This window comes from Gelidibacter salicanalis (assembly GCF_007997285.1).
Lineage (GTDB): Bacteria > Bacteroidota > Bacteroidia > Flavobacteriales > Flavobacteriaceae > Gelidibacter > Gelidibacter salicanalis.
Genome location: NZ_VORX01000002.1, coordinates 401,269 through 415,496, shown reverse-complemented (window position 1 = coordinate 415,496; position 14,228 = coordinate 401,269). Strand labels below are relative to the sequence as shown.

Annotated in this window: 14 protein-coding genes; 1 reads left to right on the top strand and 13 read right to left on the bottom strand. The window is 37.0% G+C overall.

Translation table 11 applies throughout. From position 1 onward, the window contains the following. Positions 1-39 precede the first annotated feature (39 nt). The 9 genes from ES711_RS04895 to ES711_RS04855 all read right to left on the bottom strand — a co-directional run bounded on the left by ES711_RS04895 (position 40) and on the right by ES711_RS04855 (position 9,057). Entirely contained in the window at positions 40-1,248 is a 1,209-nt protein-coding gene (locus ES711_RS04895; RefSeq protein WP_146890812.1) for a glycosyltransferase family protein, read from the bottom strand. After that, positions 1,224-2,522 carry an ABC transporter ATP-binding protein gene (locus ES711_RS04890; RefSeq protein WP_146890809.1) on the bottom strand — a complete coding sequence of 433 codons (1,299 nt, stop codon included), beginning with the start codon at positions 2,520-2,522 and terminating at the stop codon, positions 1,224-1,226. The genes ES711_RS04895 and ES711_RS04890 overlap by 25 nt, the downstream gene beginning before the upstream one ends. Before the next feature lie 2 nt (positions 2,523-2,524). After that, entirely contained in the window at positions 2,525-3,388 is an 864-nt protein-coding gene (locus ES711_RS04885; RefSeq protein ID WP_146890807.1) for an ABC transporter permease, read from the bottom strand. A 186-nt stretch (positions 3,389-3,574) separates the two neighbouring features. Beyond that, complete coding sequence (gene rfbA / locus ES711_RS04880; protein WP_146890804.1) at positions 3,575-4,447, bottom strand: glucose-1-phosphate thymidylyltransferase RfbA; 873 nt, start codon at positions 4,445-4,447, stop codon at positions 3,575-3,577. A gap of 2 nt (positions 4,448-4,449) precedes the next feature. Continuing rightward, positions 4,450-5,316: a dTDP-4-dehydrorhamnose reductase gene (gene rfbD, locus ES711_RS04875; protein WP_146890801.1), complete on the bottom strand. Its 867-nt coding sequence runs from the start codon at positions 5,314-5,316 to the stop codon at positions 4,450-4,452. A 1-nt stretch (position 5,317) separates the two neighbouring features. Beyond that, a complete protein-coding gene (rfbC, locus tag ES711_RS04870; RefSeq protein WP_146890799.1) occupies positions 5,318-5,866 on the bottom strand; it encodes a dTDP-4-dehydrorhamnose 3,5-epimerase in 549 nt (182 codons plus the stop codon). Continuing rightward, positions 5,867-6,916 (bottom strand): dTDP-glucose 4,6-dehydratase, encoded by a 1,050-nt coding sequence (rfbB, locus tag ES711_RS04865; RefSeq protein ID WP_146890796.1) that lies wholly within the window; start codon positions 6,914-6,916, stop codon positions 5,867-5,869. Between the two features lie 365 nt (positions 6,917-7,281). Further along, on the bottom strand, positions 7,282-8,559 hold the full coding sequence (locus tag ES711_RS04860; RefSeq protein ID WP_170245237.1) for a lipopolysaccharide biosynthesis protein: 1,278 nt from the start codon (positions 8,557-8,559) through the stop codon (positions 7,282-7,284). A 15-nt stretch (positions 8,560-8,574) separates the two neighbouring features. Beyond that, a complete protein-coding gene (locus ES711_RS04855) occupies positions 8,575-9,057 on the bottom strand; it encodes an acyltransferase (RefSeq protein WP_317129856.1) in 483 nt (160 codons plus the stop codon). Between ES711_RS04855 and ES711_RS16475 the strand changes: the two genes are divergently transcribed. Then, positions 9,034-9,240, top strand: coding sequence for a hypothetical protein (locus ES711_RS16475; protein WP_246139135.1), 207 nt, complete (start codon positions 9,034-9,036; stop codon positions 9,238-9,240). The two genes, ES711_RS04855 and ES711_RS16475, sit on opposite strands and share 24 nt — an antisense overlap. 26 nt (positions 9,241-9,266) lie before the next feature. On the opposite strand, the gene ES711_RS04850 is transcribed toward ES711_RS16475, so the two are convergent. The 4 genes from ES711_RS04850 to ES711_RS04835 all read right to left on the bottom strand — a co-directional run bounded on the left by ES711_RS04850 (position 9,267) and on the right by ES711_RS04835 (position 14,228). Further along, the gene (locus tag ES711_RS04850) at positions 9,267-10,223 is read right to left on the bottom strand and encodes a Gfo/Idh/MocA family oxidoreductase (RefSeq protein ID WP_146890787.1); all 957 of its coding nucleotides are present in this window, start codon (positions 10,221-10,223) and stop codon (positions 9,267-9,269) included. 577 nt (positions 10,224-10,800) lie between these two features. Next, the gene (locus tag ES711_RS04845) at positions 10,801-11,844 is read right to left on the bottom strand and encodes an NAD-dependent epimerase (protein ID WP_146890784.1); all 1,044 of its coding nucleotides are present in this window, start codon (positions 11,842-11,844) and stop codon (positions 10,801-10,803) included. After that, positions 11,828-13,219 (bottom strand): UDP-glucose 6-dehydrogenase, encoded by a 1,392-nt coding sequence (locus ES711_RS04840; RefSeq protein ID WP_146890781.1) that lies wholly within the window; start codon positions 13,217-13,219, stop codon positions 11,828-11,830. The genes ES711_RS04845 and ES711_RS04840 overlap by 17 nt, the downstream gene beginning before the upstream one ends. 58 nt (positions 13,220-13,277) lie before the next feature. Then, positions 13,278-14,228 (bottom strand): GDP-L-fucose synthase family protein, encoded by a 951-nt coding sequence (locus tag ES711_RS04835; RefSeq protein WP_146890778.1) that lies wholly within the window; start codon positions 14,226-14,228, stop codon positions 13,278-13,280.

Genomic DNA, 14,228 nt, shown 5'->3' with positions numbered 1-14,228 from the left:
AAAATAGCAAATGTAACAGTAATTAAAGATTTTTAGACATCAAGAATCTGCTAATAATTCTTCAAAAATCTGTGTTCTTTTCTTTATTTGTTTCTCAATTGAATATATATCCAAAATTCTTTCCTTTCCTGACATCGCAATTTTTTTGAGCATATTTCTATTGTTATCTAACATAATAATTTTTTCTAAAATGTCAGAAGGGTTTGAATTTACCAACATAAAATCCCGATTGTCGACTAATTTAATTTTTGACGATTCATTAAAATAGTCAGTTGCCATAATTACATTATCATTCAGAGAAGCTTCAATACAAGTAGCTAATGGAAATCCATCAAACGAATTTGGATGCAATACAAAAGGCTTATTTGGACATAAAATTATATTGGTTTTCTTGAGTATCTCAACATATTCTATTTCAGTCAAAACACCGTAAAAATTAAAATACTCTAAAACTGACGTATCTTCTAAATCATTGGCATCAAAATTACCTATGACATGAAATATTACATTTTTTGTTCTCTTTATTAAGAGACTTGCCGTTTGTTGAAAGACATCAAACCCCTTATCTTTTCCCTTTTCTATATATTTATTTGCAAAGAATACTATGTTCAAATTAGATTCAAATTTATCTTTGGGGTGATCCTTTAAAATCGATATGTTTGTATTCATTGGTACTCCAAATATTAAATGAACTTTGTCTGCCTCACAAAGATTTTTCGATATTAAATAATCTTTAACATGAAATTGATTAACTATGACACCTTTAAAAAATTTGGAACTAAAAATTTTCTTTAGCATTTCATCTGTCCCCTTGTGATTTAAAAGAAATCCACCTCCTGGGTACAACGTAAATGCAAAATTAGTTTTATTCTCCTCCGCAATTTCATAATACATACAGGTATTTGAAAAAAAAATGAAATATATTAATTTAGAGTAAACATTGTTAATGGTACCAATTTTTGTAATATTTGAAGATAAATTGGGGTAAGTTTTCTTCAGGTTAATTATATTTCGATTAAAATTTAGACCTTTATTATATTGATCAAATGTCCTCAAATCGGTAAGAACTTTTACTTTTTTAAAATTATGACATAATGCTTCAAATTCTATAGCTCTCCAAGGGGAAAGAATTGATGGCATAATATCATCAAAAATTAATATTTCGTTTTTAACAAAATAATTTTTTACATAATATTTCTTATTTCGAAATTCCTTTAAAATTCTTAAGATTCTTTTTCCGTATTCCATTCCAAAATAGGTCTAACTAATCCATTCCATTTACCAAAATAACTACTTCTATTAATTCCGTCATCATAAAAATCCATTTTGATAATTCTTTCTATCTCCAATATTACTTTTGTACCCGAATCAACTAATAGTACACTAAACACATAACTTTTGTCATTGAACATATGTTTAGGCAATTTACATTTAGCCGTATAATTACCTAAATCATGCTTTTTCCTGAACCAATTTTCATCAGTTATGGATGGTGATGACAACACATATTCTTCATCTTCCGAATATATAGACAATGATAAATTTAAATGGTAACCACTCTTTTTAACATTATATTTTATCACAATGAACGAATCGTCGCTTATGCTTGAAACAGCCAACTTATTCTCATTTATGTCTTCGAAAAATATTTCTTCAACACAGACAATATCACAACACAATAAATCTTTGTTATTCTCATTCAATTTGATAAATGAATCTGTAACCGAATAATTACTCAAGTATTTGTTTACTACATCATCCACATTTCCTGAAAATACCACCTTACCTTGCTCCATCAGAACTCCTCTTGTACACAAACTTTTTACAGCCGCCATATTATGACTTACAAATAACACAGTTCTACCACTGTTTTTGGAAACATCCTGCATTTTGCCGATAGCTTTTTTCTGAAATTCAGCGTCACCAACAGCCAATACTTCATCAACAATTAAAATGTCAGGTTCCAAATGCGCCGCAACTGCAAAAGCTAATCGCACATACATACCAGAGGAATAACGTTTTACCGGAGTTTCAATGTATTTTTGGCAACCTGCAAAGTCAACAATCTCATCAAATTTTGAAGCAATTTCTTTTTTAGTCATTCCTAAAATAGCCCCGTTTAGATAAATATTCTCACGACCTGTTAATTCAGGATGGAAACCAGTACCAACTTCCAATAGTGAAGCGATGCGGCCATGACAGATTATCTTGCCTGTGGTAGGTGCCGTCACTCGACTCAATAATTTAAGCAATGTGGATTTTCCAGCTCCATTCTTACCAACAATACCTAATATTTCACCTTGCTGAACTTCAAAGTTAATGTCTTGTAAAGCCCAAACGTACTCCGAGCCACCCACCATAGTGCGGTCGTTCACCTCGCCAACTTTTTGGTAAGGATCTTCCTTACCACGAATGCCTTGCCACCAACGATTAACATCGTGTGCAAAACTACCAGTGCCAACAGTGCCCAAACGGTACTGCTTGCCTATGTTTTCTACTTTAATTATTGGTTTATTACTCATAATTATACAGTGTCCATAAAAGTTTTTTCAATCTTATTAAAAATCAGGATTCCAAGAATTATTACTACAATCATAAAACCAACACTGTAACCAAGCCACAACCAGTTCAACTCACCGACTCCTGTAAAAGCATATCTAAAGGTTTCGATAATGGCACTCACGGGGTTGGCCTGGATTACTAATTTAAGTTTGGGGTTGTCAATTTCACTTAACGGATAAATAACTGGAGTGCCATACATAGCTAATTGTATGGCAAAGCCAAGTAAAAATGTAAAATCACGGTATTTAGTTGTTAAAGATGAAATTATCAAACCTAGTCCAAAAGCCAGCCCGGCCGTAATAATAATTAAAACCGGCACTAATAATAGAGCAGCGTTGGGCTTGAGAATAGCATCTGAAAAACATAAATAATAAAAAAACACCCCTAAAAACAAGACAAACTGAACACCAAAGCCTAACAATTTAGATATTACAATGGAAAGAGGCGTAATAATCCTTGGGAAATAAACCTTTCCAAAAATTCCTGCATTACCAATGAATGTGTTAGAGGTCAATGACAAGGCCCCTGAAAAGTAATTCCAAATAACAATACCCGAGAGATAAAAAACAGCCTGTGGCAAACCATCAGTGCTCATTTTAGCAATACCACCAAACACTACCATGAACATAATGGTGGTTAAAATGGGCTGAATAAAAAACCATAGTGGCCCAAATATGGTTTGTTTGTACACCGACACAAAATCCCGACGGACAAAAAGTAGCAACAAATCCCTATAACGCCATACTTCTTTCAAGTTAAGATCAAGTAGCTTAGTCTTTGGCTCAATAACCAAGATATAATCAGATTGTTTATCTGTTAAACTCATATGTCAAATATTTAATCTCATTACTAACAATGGCTTCGCACTCATCACTCCCATAATATTCCATAAGTGATTGAAAATCAAAATAACTTTTTTTAAAAAAATTATTAAAGTCTTTTTTTTAAGCATGCAAAAATACAAAATAATTAAGGTATGCCTTGCTTAAAACCAATTAATTTTTACATATTTTTATTTAGTGATAATCGACTTTAAATAATCAAAATAATCCCCTTTCATGTGGTCTATTTGATCAGCCATAGTTTCTTTGCTTACCCAATTGTAATTCATAGCAATCTCTTCCAAACAGGCAATTTTAAGGCCTGTACGTTTCTCGACCGCTTTCACAAATTCTGTAGCTTCGGTTAGCGCTTCATGAGTTCCCGTATCTAACCAAGCAAAACCTCTACTCAATATTTGAAGTTTTAAATTTTCGTCGTCTAAATAGGCTTGGTTCACTGAGGTGATTTCTAACTCCCCACGGTGGGAAGGCTTTACGTTTTTGGCAATATCAATAACAGAATTAGGATAAAAATATAAACCTACAACAGCATAGTTTGATTTGGGATTTGTCGGCTTTTCTTCTATGCTGATGACGTTATGATCAGCGTCAAATTCGGCAACGCCATAGCGTTCTGGGTCTTTAACATAGTTTCCAAAAACGATGGCCTTACCGTCTTGTTCAACAGCCTTTACAGCCTCCTTTAAAATCTTTTGTAACCCTGAGCCGTGAAAAATATTATCGCCCAATACCAAACACACATCATCATCGCCTATAAAGTCTTCGCCTATGATGAAGGCTTGCGCTAAACCGTCCGGGCTTGGTTGTTCTTTATAACTTAAAGTGATGCCGAATTTTTGTCCATCCCCTAATAATTGTTTAAAATTAGGAAGGTCATGAGGCGTAGAAATGATGAGAATTTCTCGTATCCCTGCCAACATTAACACCGATAGGGGGTAATAAATCATCGGTTTATCATAAATAGGTAATAATTGTTTACTCACCGCTAAGGTTAAAGGGTGTAAACGTGTACCGGACCCTCCTGCTAAGATAATTCCTTTCATAGTTATTGATTTTTTAATAAGCGTTTTCGTAGTACTATTTCTAAACTGTCTTTCCATTGGGGTATACTGAGACCATAGGTGTTCTGAATTTTTGTGGTATTGAGTAATGAGTATTTAGGGCGTTCAGCAAGAGTTGGAAATTGATCTGAGGAGACACCATTTACTTCACAATCACGACCTGAAATCTCTTGAATGGCCTTTGCGAAATCATACCAGGAGATTTCTCCACAATTTGAATAATGAAATATCCCAGGCACCCATGTTTCTGAAATAATGATTTTCATAATGACATTTGCTAAGTCCGCAGCATAGGTAGGCGCACCTATTTGATCATTAACCACGCTAATCGAATATTTTTCACGCATTAAGCGCAACATGGTTTTTACAAAGTTAGCACCAAATTCAGAATACACCCAGGCGGTCCTAATTATTATGCCTTCTGGAAGCGCTCGCAGGAGCGCTTGCTCACCTCTTAATTTGGTTTCGCCATACCAGTTGATAGGTGCGGTGCTTGCCAATTCATCCAGTGGCGTTTTACTAGTCCCATCAAACACATAATCTGTAGAAATATGCAATACTTTTGCATTATTACTTACGGCCCATTTCGCGATCTCGGCGACTGCTAAATGATTCACGGTATCGACTAATTCTTTTTCAGTCTCTGCCTTGTCAACCGCCGTATAGGCACCTGCACTGATAATAATGTTTGGTTTAATTTTATCGAGACCTATTTTTATTTTGTTTAAATCATCTAAAGGCAATTCTTTACGGTCTACACCTATAAATTCAAACTGTGGATACTGTTTTGCTATTGCCTGCAATTCTGATCCTAATTGCCCTCCTACTCCAGTAATTAAAATTTTCTGCATGCTATCTTTGGAAAATGTCATTAAATTGGGGTAAAATTAAATCTTTCTCAGAAACGGATATCTGATCTTTAGAGAGTGACCAATCAATGTTTAAAGTAGGATCATCGTATCTAATCCCTACTTCAGCGCCTTTATTGTAATAATTATCACATTTATAGAAAAACTCCGCAGTTTCAGATAATACCACAAAGCCATGTAGAAATCCTTTTGGAACAAAAAATTGTTTTTGATTTCCTGCACTTAAAAGCACCGAAACATGCTCACCAAAAGTAGCCGATCCTTTGCGCGCATCTACCGCAACATCCAATACTTCGCCCTGCAACACACGTACTAATTTTGCTTGTGCATGATCTCCGTTTTGCGCATGTAAGCCTCTCAACACCCCAAACTTGGAAAACGACTGATTGTCTTGCACAAAATGGATGTCCGTTTGAGTTAGGTTACGAAACTGAGCCTCATTAAAACTTTCAAAAAAGTAGCCCCGATCATCATTAAATAGTCTCGGCTCCAGTATAAAACAACCTTCAATAGCTGTATCTATTAACTTCATTTAATTATATTGTTTTTCATAATACTCCTTGTACTGACCGCTGGTGACATTTTCTAGCCATTCCTCATTATTCAAGTACCAATCCACTGTTTTTTCTAAACCTTCTTCAAATTGTAAACTTGGGGTCCATCCCAATTCTTTTTCTAATTTTTGAGCATCAATTGCGTAGCGCAAATCATGACCAGCGCGATCGGTTACGTAGGTGATCAACTTTTTAGAGCTGCCTTCAGGACGCTTTAGTTTTTTATCTAATACATTACACAATGTATGAATTAAATCAATATTGGTCCATTCATTATGACCACCAATGTTGTAAGTATCCCCCGTTTTCCCTTCATGAAAAATAATATCAATGGCTCTGGCATGGTCTTCTACCCACAACCAATCGCGCACATTTTCACCTTTTCCATAAATAGGGATAGGTAAATTGTTTTTAATATTATTGATAGCTAAAGGAATCAGTTTTTCTGGAAAATGATGGGAGCCATAGTTATTGGAACAATTAGAAATCACGGTTTGCAAGCCATAGGTATCTTGATAAGCTCTTACAAAGTGATCAGAGCTCGCTTTGGATGCGGAGTAAGGTGAATGCGGATCATAAGACGTCGTCTCCGTAAACATCCCTTCTTCACCTAAGGCACCATACACTTCATCTGTAGAGACATGATAAAAGCGGTGTTGCTCATAGTTGCCTTTCCAAAGCTCTTTTGCCGCGTTTAAAAGATTGACAGTACCAATCACGTTGGTCATTACAAACTCCAACGGATTGCTGATCGATCGGTCTACATGCGACTCCGCCGCTAAGTGAATCACACTATCTGGTTGTTCTTCTTGGAACAAAGCGTCAATAAACTGTGCATCCGTGATATCGCCTTTCACAAACTTATAATTAGGCTTATCTTCAATATCCTTCAAATTCATCAGATTCCCAGCATAGGTCAATTTGTCCAAATTTATGATTTGGTAATTAGGATATGTGTTTACAAATAGTCGCACCACGTGAGACCCTATAAATCCTGCACCACCTGTAATTATTATTTTTTTAGTCATTTTAAAAAGTATATTTTTATTAATTCAACATAATAATCTTCGTTGCCAAAAAAGCATTATTATTTGTTCCTATTTGTAATCATGTAATATAACGACTAAGGTATTGATTAATGGTTGCAAAGTTAAACATCGTTTTCCAATTCCTTTTTTATTTAGAAATTATACTAGAGATTTTCAAACCCTTCTTCATAAAGTCTTAGAGTAAAATATGTACCGCACCATGAGTTGGGCAATTAGGTGAAATTGATACAACTTCAATCTTCAGCCTAGAAATAAAGTGATATTTTTATTAAGCAAAATTAACATAATTTTTTTGTCGCAGTGAGGGAAAAAATTCTTTTTTTCTCGATATTACCAATGAACTATTAAGGTTTAGAAAAATGATATGTTCTTAACAAATATAGAATATAAACGAAAGAATAGTTAATCACGTACAATAAAATAACACTTTTGTAATCTTCAAATGTTTTGAAACCTATAAAAAATATGATTAACATTGAAATAAGGAGGTAAATATGTATCATCATGTTTTCTTTTAACATATTTCTTATGTAATAAGCATATGATATTGGGGCGACGATTAATTTTAGTACAAACATGCCGACTAAAATCTGTGCAAATACACCACTTTCTCTCCATTCGAGACCAAATATAAAAGCAAATAATTGTGGCCCGAAAAATATAATTATAAGCAATCCTGGGAGTGCCACTATACTCAACAATTGAACTGTTTTACAAAACATATGTTTAAAATGACCTTGCGCATTATAGGATTCTGTAGCCTGCTGTTGAAATACCTGCGTTATTGCACCTCCAATTAATTGAATTGGTAAGCCAAGCATTCGAACACTTAAATTATAAATTCCTACTACTGCGGGACCAGCATAGGTGCTCAACATAAATACTGGAAGTTGATTTGTAAGTCTATTAATAAATTCTGAAGGCAAGCTGTACATTGGAAATTGTTTATGATCTCTAGATTTTTGCTTAATTATTTTCCAATTGAAGTTATCTAAACTTAGTACATCATTTCTGTTTAATGTAATAAAAAAAAGGATCGGTGGCACAATTTGACCAATCATCAATCCTAAAAATAAACCTAAAGGTCCGTTATGATACAACCCAATTGTAATAGATACTATTGGCACCAGAATTGCCGTCAAAATAGCATTAAGAGATAAAATCCTATATTCCTTTTTTCGATTTGCCCAAATACTGAAAATTTGATTTTGTCCAGAAAAGAAAAACGATATTGGAGCCAAATATAGCCAAGGCATTAGAGCTTTATTTCCCAATGCTTCCCCTAGGTTGTCTCCGAAAAGAACTACTGTAACCAAGACGATAACTGTCATTCCCGAATTAATCAAACGGTTTAACCACATGATTTGTTTAGCATCGTTATCCTCCTTTTCTAACAATATAGGTTGTAAATATTGCATAGAAGAAAAGACTCCGACAACTCCCACAATGGCTATGTAAAGTCCTAAAGTTCCGTAATCCACCTTACTGTATATCCGATATAAAATAGGTGCTGTAAAAAATGTAATTATCTGTGCTAGCGTCGTACCAGATGCCAACGTTGCCACATTACGTATATAAAGTGACGCCTTAATACGTTTTACAAATTCATTTCCTTTTTTCAAAATACTAAAAACGACCTATAAAACATAAACTCGGTTTTCCTTAAGCTCATAGGTATCTCCTGTTTCTGGACATGTTGCGACATGAAGATCACTAAACTCCAATTGATGTCCTGCCCTACTCACCCAACCTATTTGTCGGGCTGGATTGCCAACCACCAATGCAAAATCAGGCATCTCTTTAGTCACCACGGCTCCGGCTCCGATTAAGGCATAGGAACCCAAGGTGTTGCCACAAATAATGGTGGCATTGGCCCCAATGGAGACGCCCTTTTTTATCAGCGTTTTTTTAAACTCTTGTTTTCTTATGATAAAACTTCGGGGATTAATCACGTTTGTAAACACGACCGAGGGACCAATAAACACATCATCTTCAATCTCCACACCCTCGTAAATTGAAATATTGTTCTGCACTTTTACATTATTCCCAATAGTCACTTTTGGCCCGACCATACAATTTTGACCAAAAGAACAGTTGTGACCAATTTTTGTATGGGACAAGATGTGACTGAAATGCCAAATTTTGGTGTCTTTGCCTATCCTTACGTCAGCGTCTATATAACTGGATTCATGTACAAAGAAATCGCTCATTATGGGTGTGGGGTGTTAGGTGTTAGGTGTGAGGTGTTGGGTGTTGGGTGTTGGGTGTTGGGTGTTGGGTGTTGGGTGTTGGGTGAAAATTAAAAACCCGAAACGGCAATTTCCAAATATTACGGAACAATTTTGCAAAACGGATGGTATTCTCCTTTTAAACCGATAGGCTCTAAATTTCTGATGGCGGAAACGGTGTTTATGGAGCCATAAGCTTCATCAAGACCAAAACCATTGCCGTTTAAAATCTCGTTATAACTTTTTGTATGTAAATCTGCAAAGCCCCCACTAAATTCAATAGCTTCTCCATTGACGGTTATCGACCGATAGGTGGAAAGGCCCTCAGCTTTTATCGCTGTGGGGATATAGTCGTAATTCACCGATAAAAACCATTTCACGTTGGCATGTTTTAATTTTAAAAACCCTGCGTTGGTATCCGAAGTTTTTAGATGAACAGTGTTTTCTTGAACCTCACCAAAGATCCAGCACAACATATCAAAAAAATGAACCCCGATATTTGAGGCAATGCCACCGGATTTGGTTTCATCCCCCTTCCAAGACACAAAATACCATTTGCCCCGAGAGGTAAAATACGTGAGGTCAATATCATAGACCTTATGGGGATTGCTTTGCAATTCCTTCGTAACTTTTTCCCGTAAGGCAATAATCGCTGGATGGAGGCGCAACTGAAGGATGTTATAAATTTTTTTGCCGGTTTCGTTTTCGATCACTTTCAATTGATCCACATTCCAAGGGTTGAGCACCAAGGGTTTTTCCGAGATGGCGTCCGCACCATTTCTTAAAGCGAATCGGATATGCGAGTCATGTAAATAATTGGGCGAACAAATAGATACATAATCAATTTTATTGCCACTGTCCCTTCGCCATTTATCCACAAACCGGTCAAAACGTTCAAATTCTGTAAAAAAACTAGCCTGAGGAAAATAGCTGTCCATTACCCCAATCCCATCATAAGGATCAAGCGCAGCCACCAAGGTGTTACCAGTTTCTTTAATGGCTTTCATGTGTCGTGGGGCAATATAACCCGCAGCACCGATTAATGCGAAATTTTTCATGAGGGGTTAATGGTCATGGGATTGTTGATTGTTGATTGTTGATTTTTGATTGTTGATGGGTGAGCCGTCCGAACTAACCTTTTCGGTACGGGCAGGTTGGGATTGTTGACCCGCCCGAACGTTCCTTATCGGTCGGGCAGGTTTGGAATTCTAAATACATATGTGCAACTTCCCACTGCTTACTGCTAACTGCTTACTGCTAACTACGGACCCGCCCAAACGTTCCTTATCGGTCGGGCAGGTTGTTGATTTCTAAATACATAAGGGCAACTTCCGACTGCTAACTGCTAACTGCCTACTGCTGACTAGTAACCCGCCCGAACATTCCTTTTCGGTACGGGCAAGCTGTTATGTGTTGAATGGTGATTCGTTATTCGATATTCGTTGTTCGTGAGTTGTGAGTTGTGAGTTGTGAGTTGTGAGTTGTGAATAGTAATGATTATTCTTTAGTCCTTATTCGTAATTACTTTGTTCGTTATTCGTTATTCGTTATTCGTACACTTTTCTATTTTCTATTTTCTATTTTCTTTCATCTTAATTCTTAATACTTAATTCTAACAGCGAAGCGGTCTTAAATCTATTTTTTATAAAATTCCCTATACCACTTCACGAAAGCGGCAATTCCTTCTTTCACTTCAGTTTTCGGTTGGTAGTTGAAATCTTTTTTCAACAAGCTTACATTGGCATAAGTTTGCTTGACATCTCCAGGTTGCATGGGCATCATCTCTTTGAGAGCCTTTTTATCCAGCGCCGTTTCTATAGCTTCAATATATTCTAGAAGCTGAACGGGCTGACTGTTTCCTATATTATAAAGTTTATACGGTGAGGCATTCTCGGACGTCTCTAAAAGCGTCGCCAAAATTCCCGCCACAATATCGTCGATATAGGTAAAATCACGAGAAAGGTTGCCATTGTTAAACACCTTTACGGGCTGATTATTGATAATGGCATCCGTAAATAAAAACATGGCCATATCCGGTCTGCCCCAAGGTCCGTAAACGGTAAAAAACCGTAAGCCAATACATTCAAAACCATACAAATGACAGTAGGCATGGGCCATCAGTTCATTCGCCTTTTTGGTGGCAGCATACAAGCTGACGGGATGATCTACATTAGCGGTTTCTTCAAAAGGAACAGCATCACTATTACCATAGACACTAGAACTGCTGGCGTAGACTAATTTCTTGATTTTAAAATTTCGGCAGCATTCCAAAATATTTAGAAAACCGGTTAAATTACTATCTGCGTAAGCTTCAGGATTTTCCAACGAATAGCGGACCCCTGCTTGGGCTGCCAAATTACAGACACTATCGATCTGATGGACTTCAAATAGTTTTGGTAGCGCATTTCTGTCTTCCAAATCCATTTTCACAAAAATCATTTGGTCACCATAAGTAGTGCTCGATGAGGCGTTAAGATCTTGAGATGCTTCTGCTTGATCAATCCCCAGCTCCGTCAATCGTGCCAACTTTAAGTTCACATCGTAGTAATCATTAAGATTATCTATGCCTATTACTTTATGGCCCAGAGCCAACAGCGATTGAGACAAATGAAACCCTATAAAGCCCGCTGCTCCGGTAACCAATATGGTTTTTGAGGTATTATTATTTTCCAATGACATACACTTGAAATCCTATAGTCTCTAATTTTTTGTGATCTAAAATACCCCTACCATCAAATACAAATGCGGGTTTTAGCATGTTGTCGTAAATTTTTTGCCAGTCGTAAGTTTTGAACTCGTCCCATTCCGTAAGCACTGCTATGGCGTGAGCATCTTTACAAGCTTCATAAGGATCGTTGATAGCCATTAAGAAACGCTCGTTTTCTTCTTCTGCCCGCGTGCCTAAATAATTAAGATCACTTTCCATTTGTTGCGCGGTTACTTTAGGGTCGTAAACGGCAATAGTAGCTTGTTCATCAATTAGCTGATCTGCTACATAGATGGCAGCCGACTCTCGCGTATCGTTGGTATCTTTTTTAAAGGCCCAGCCTAAAAAGGCGATTTTCTTACCTGAAATTGTATTGTAAAGGGTTTGGATGATTTTAGTGGCAAAGCGATGCTTTTGATAGTCGTTCATGATAATTACCTGTTCCCAATAATCAGCCACTTCATTTAGTCCATAAGATTTAGAAATGTAAACCAAGTTTAAAATATCCTTTTGAAAACATGAGCCTCCAAAACCTACCGAAGCCTTTAAGAATTTAGGTCCGATACGACTGTCCTTGCCGATGGCATTTGCCACTTCTCCAACATTTGCGCCGGTAACCTCACACAATTCTGAAAGGGCATTGATGGAAGAAACACGTTGTGCCAAGAAAGCATTAGCGGTTAGTTTTGACAATTCCGAAGACCATAAATTAGTCGTCAGAATATTTTCGTCAGGTACCCAAGTAGAATAGACGTCTACCAAAGCCTGAATTGCCTTAAACCCTTCTTCGGTTTGTTCTCCTCCAATTAATACACGGTCTGGAGCCATTAAATCTTGCACTGCAGTGCCTTCCGCTAAAAATTCTGGATTTGATAAAATTTGGAATTTGACACCATTACCGGTATTGTGTAAAATACTTTTGATGGCTTGAGCCGTTCTTACGGGAAGCGTCGATTTTTCTACAATAATCTTATCCGTTTTAGACACTCGAGCAATTTGTCTGGCACACAATTCAATGTACTTCAAATCGGCAGCCATCCCTTTACCTTTTCCGTAGGTTTTGGTTGGTGTATTTACTGAAATAAAAACCATATCAGCCGCATCAATAGCGCCATCAACATCTGTACTAAAAAACAAATTCCGATTTCTGGCTTCAGCAACTACAGCGTCAAGCCCTGGCTCATAAATTGGTAATTGCTCCAAATCGTCATGATTCCAAGCCGCAATACGCGCTTCATTCACATCGACTACAGTAACTTTAATATGGGGGTTTTTTTGAGCGATGACTGCCATGGTAGGACCTCCTACATAACCAGCTCCGATACAGCAAATATTGGTAACTTTCATTTTAATTGTTTTTTTCTGACTCGTTTATCTTAATTATTTTTTCTCAGAAGATCAGTACTTATGAAGCGTCCTTACCTTTAAAAGAGTCTTGGTTTTCAAGAAACCATTGGTACGTATTGGCAATACCTGATTTCAAATCGATCTCTGCCTGCCATCCTTGATTTTTCAGCTTACTTACGTCCATCAACTTACGGGGCGTCCCGTCAGGCTTAGAGCTGTCCCAAACAACATTCCCGGTGTGGCCCACGATATCCTGAATGGTATGCGCTAATTCTTTAATGGTCACATCTACGCCCGTACCCACATTATAAAGATTGTCTTCCAAGGTGTTTTCAACAGCGTACACGACGGCTTTAGCCATGTCATCTACGTGAAGAAATTCGCGCATTGGTGTGCCGCTCCCCCAAAGTTCTACAGAAGCATTGTCTTTTTTAGCCTCATGAAACTTGCGGATCATCGCCGGTAAAACATGGGACGATTTCAGGTCGAAATTATCGTAAGACCCGTAAAGATTGGTAGGCATTAAACTCACAAAATCTTTATTGTACTGCGTTCGGATGGCTTCACAAGCTTTAACACCAGCAATTTTTGCTATGGCATACCATTGGTTGGTAGGCTCTAAACTATCGGTCAATAAACAGTCCTCCTTTAATGGTTGAGGGGCATATTTTGGATAGATGCAAGAACTCCCTAAAAATATAAATTTTTCAACTTCAAAGTTGTGGGCCGCATCAATCAAATTATTTTGAATTTGAAGATTCTCCATCAAAAAAGGATACGGATTTTCATTATTGGCCAAAATGCCGCCCACTTTTGCTGCTGCATCTACAACAACTTCTGGTTTCTCCGCTGTAAAAAATGCATTGACCTCGGCTTGATTGCGCAAGTTCAGTTCCTTACTGCTCTTACCAATAAGATTGGTGTAGCCTAAAGCCGATAATGCCCTCCAGACCGCCGAGCCCACCATTCCGTTGTGGCCAGCAATATAAATTTTAGTCGTTTTATTCAT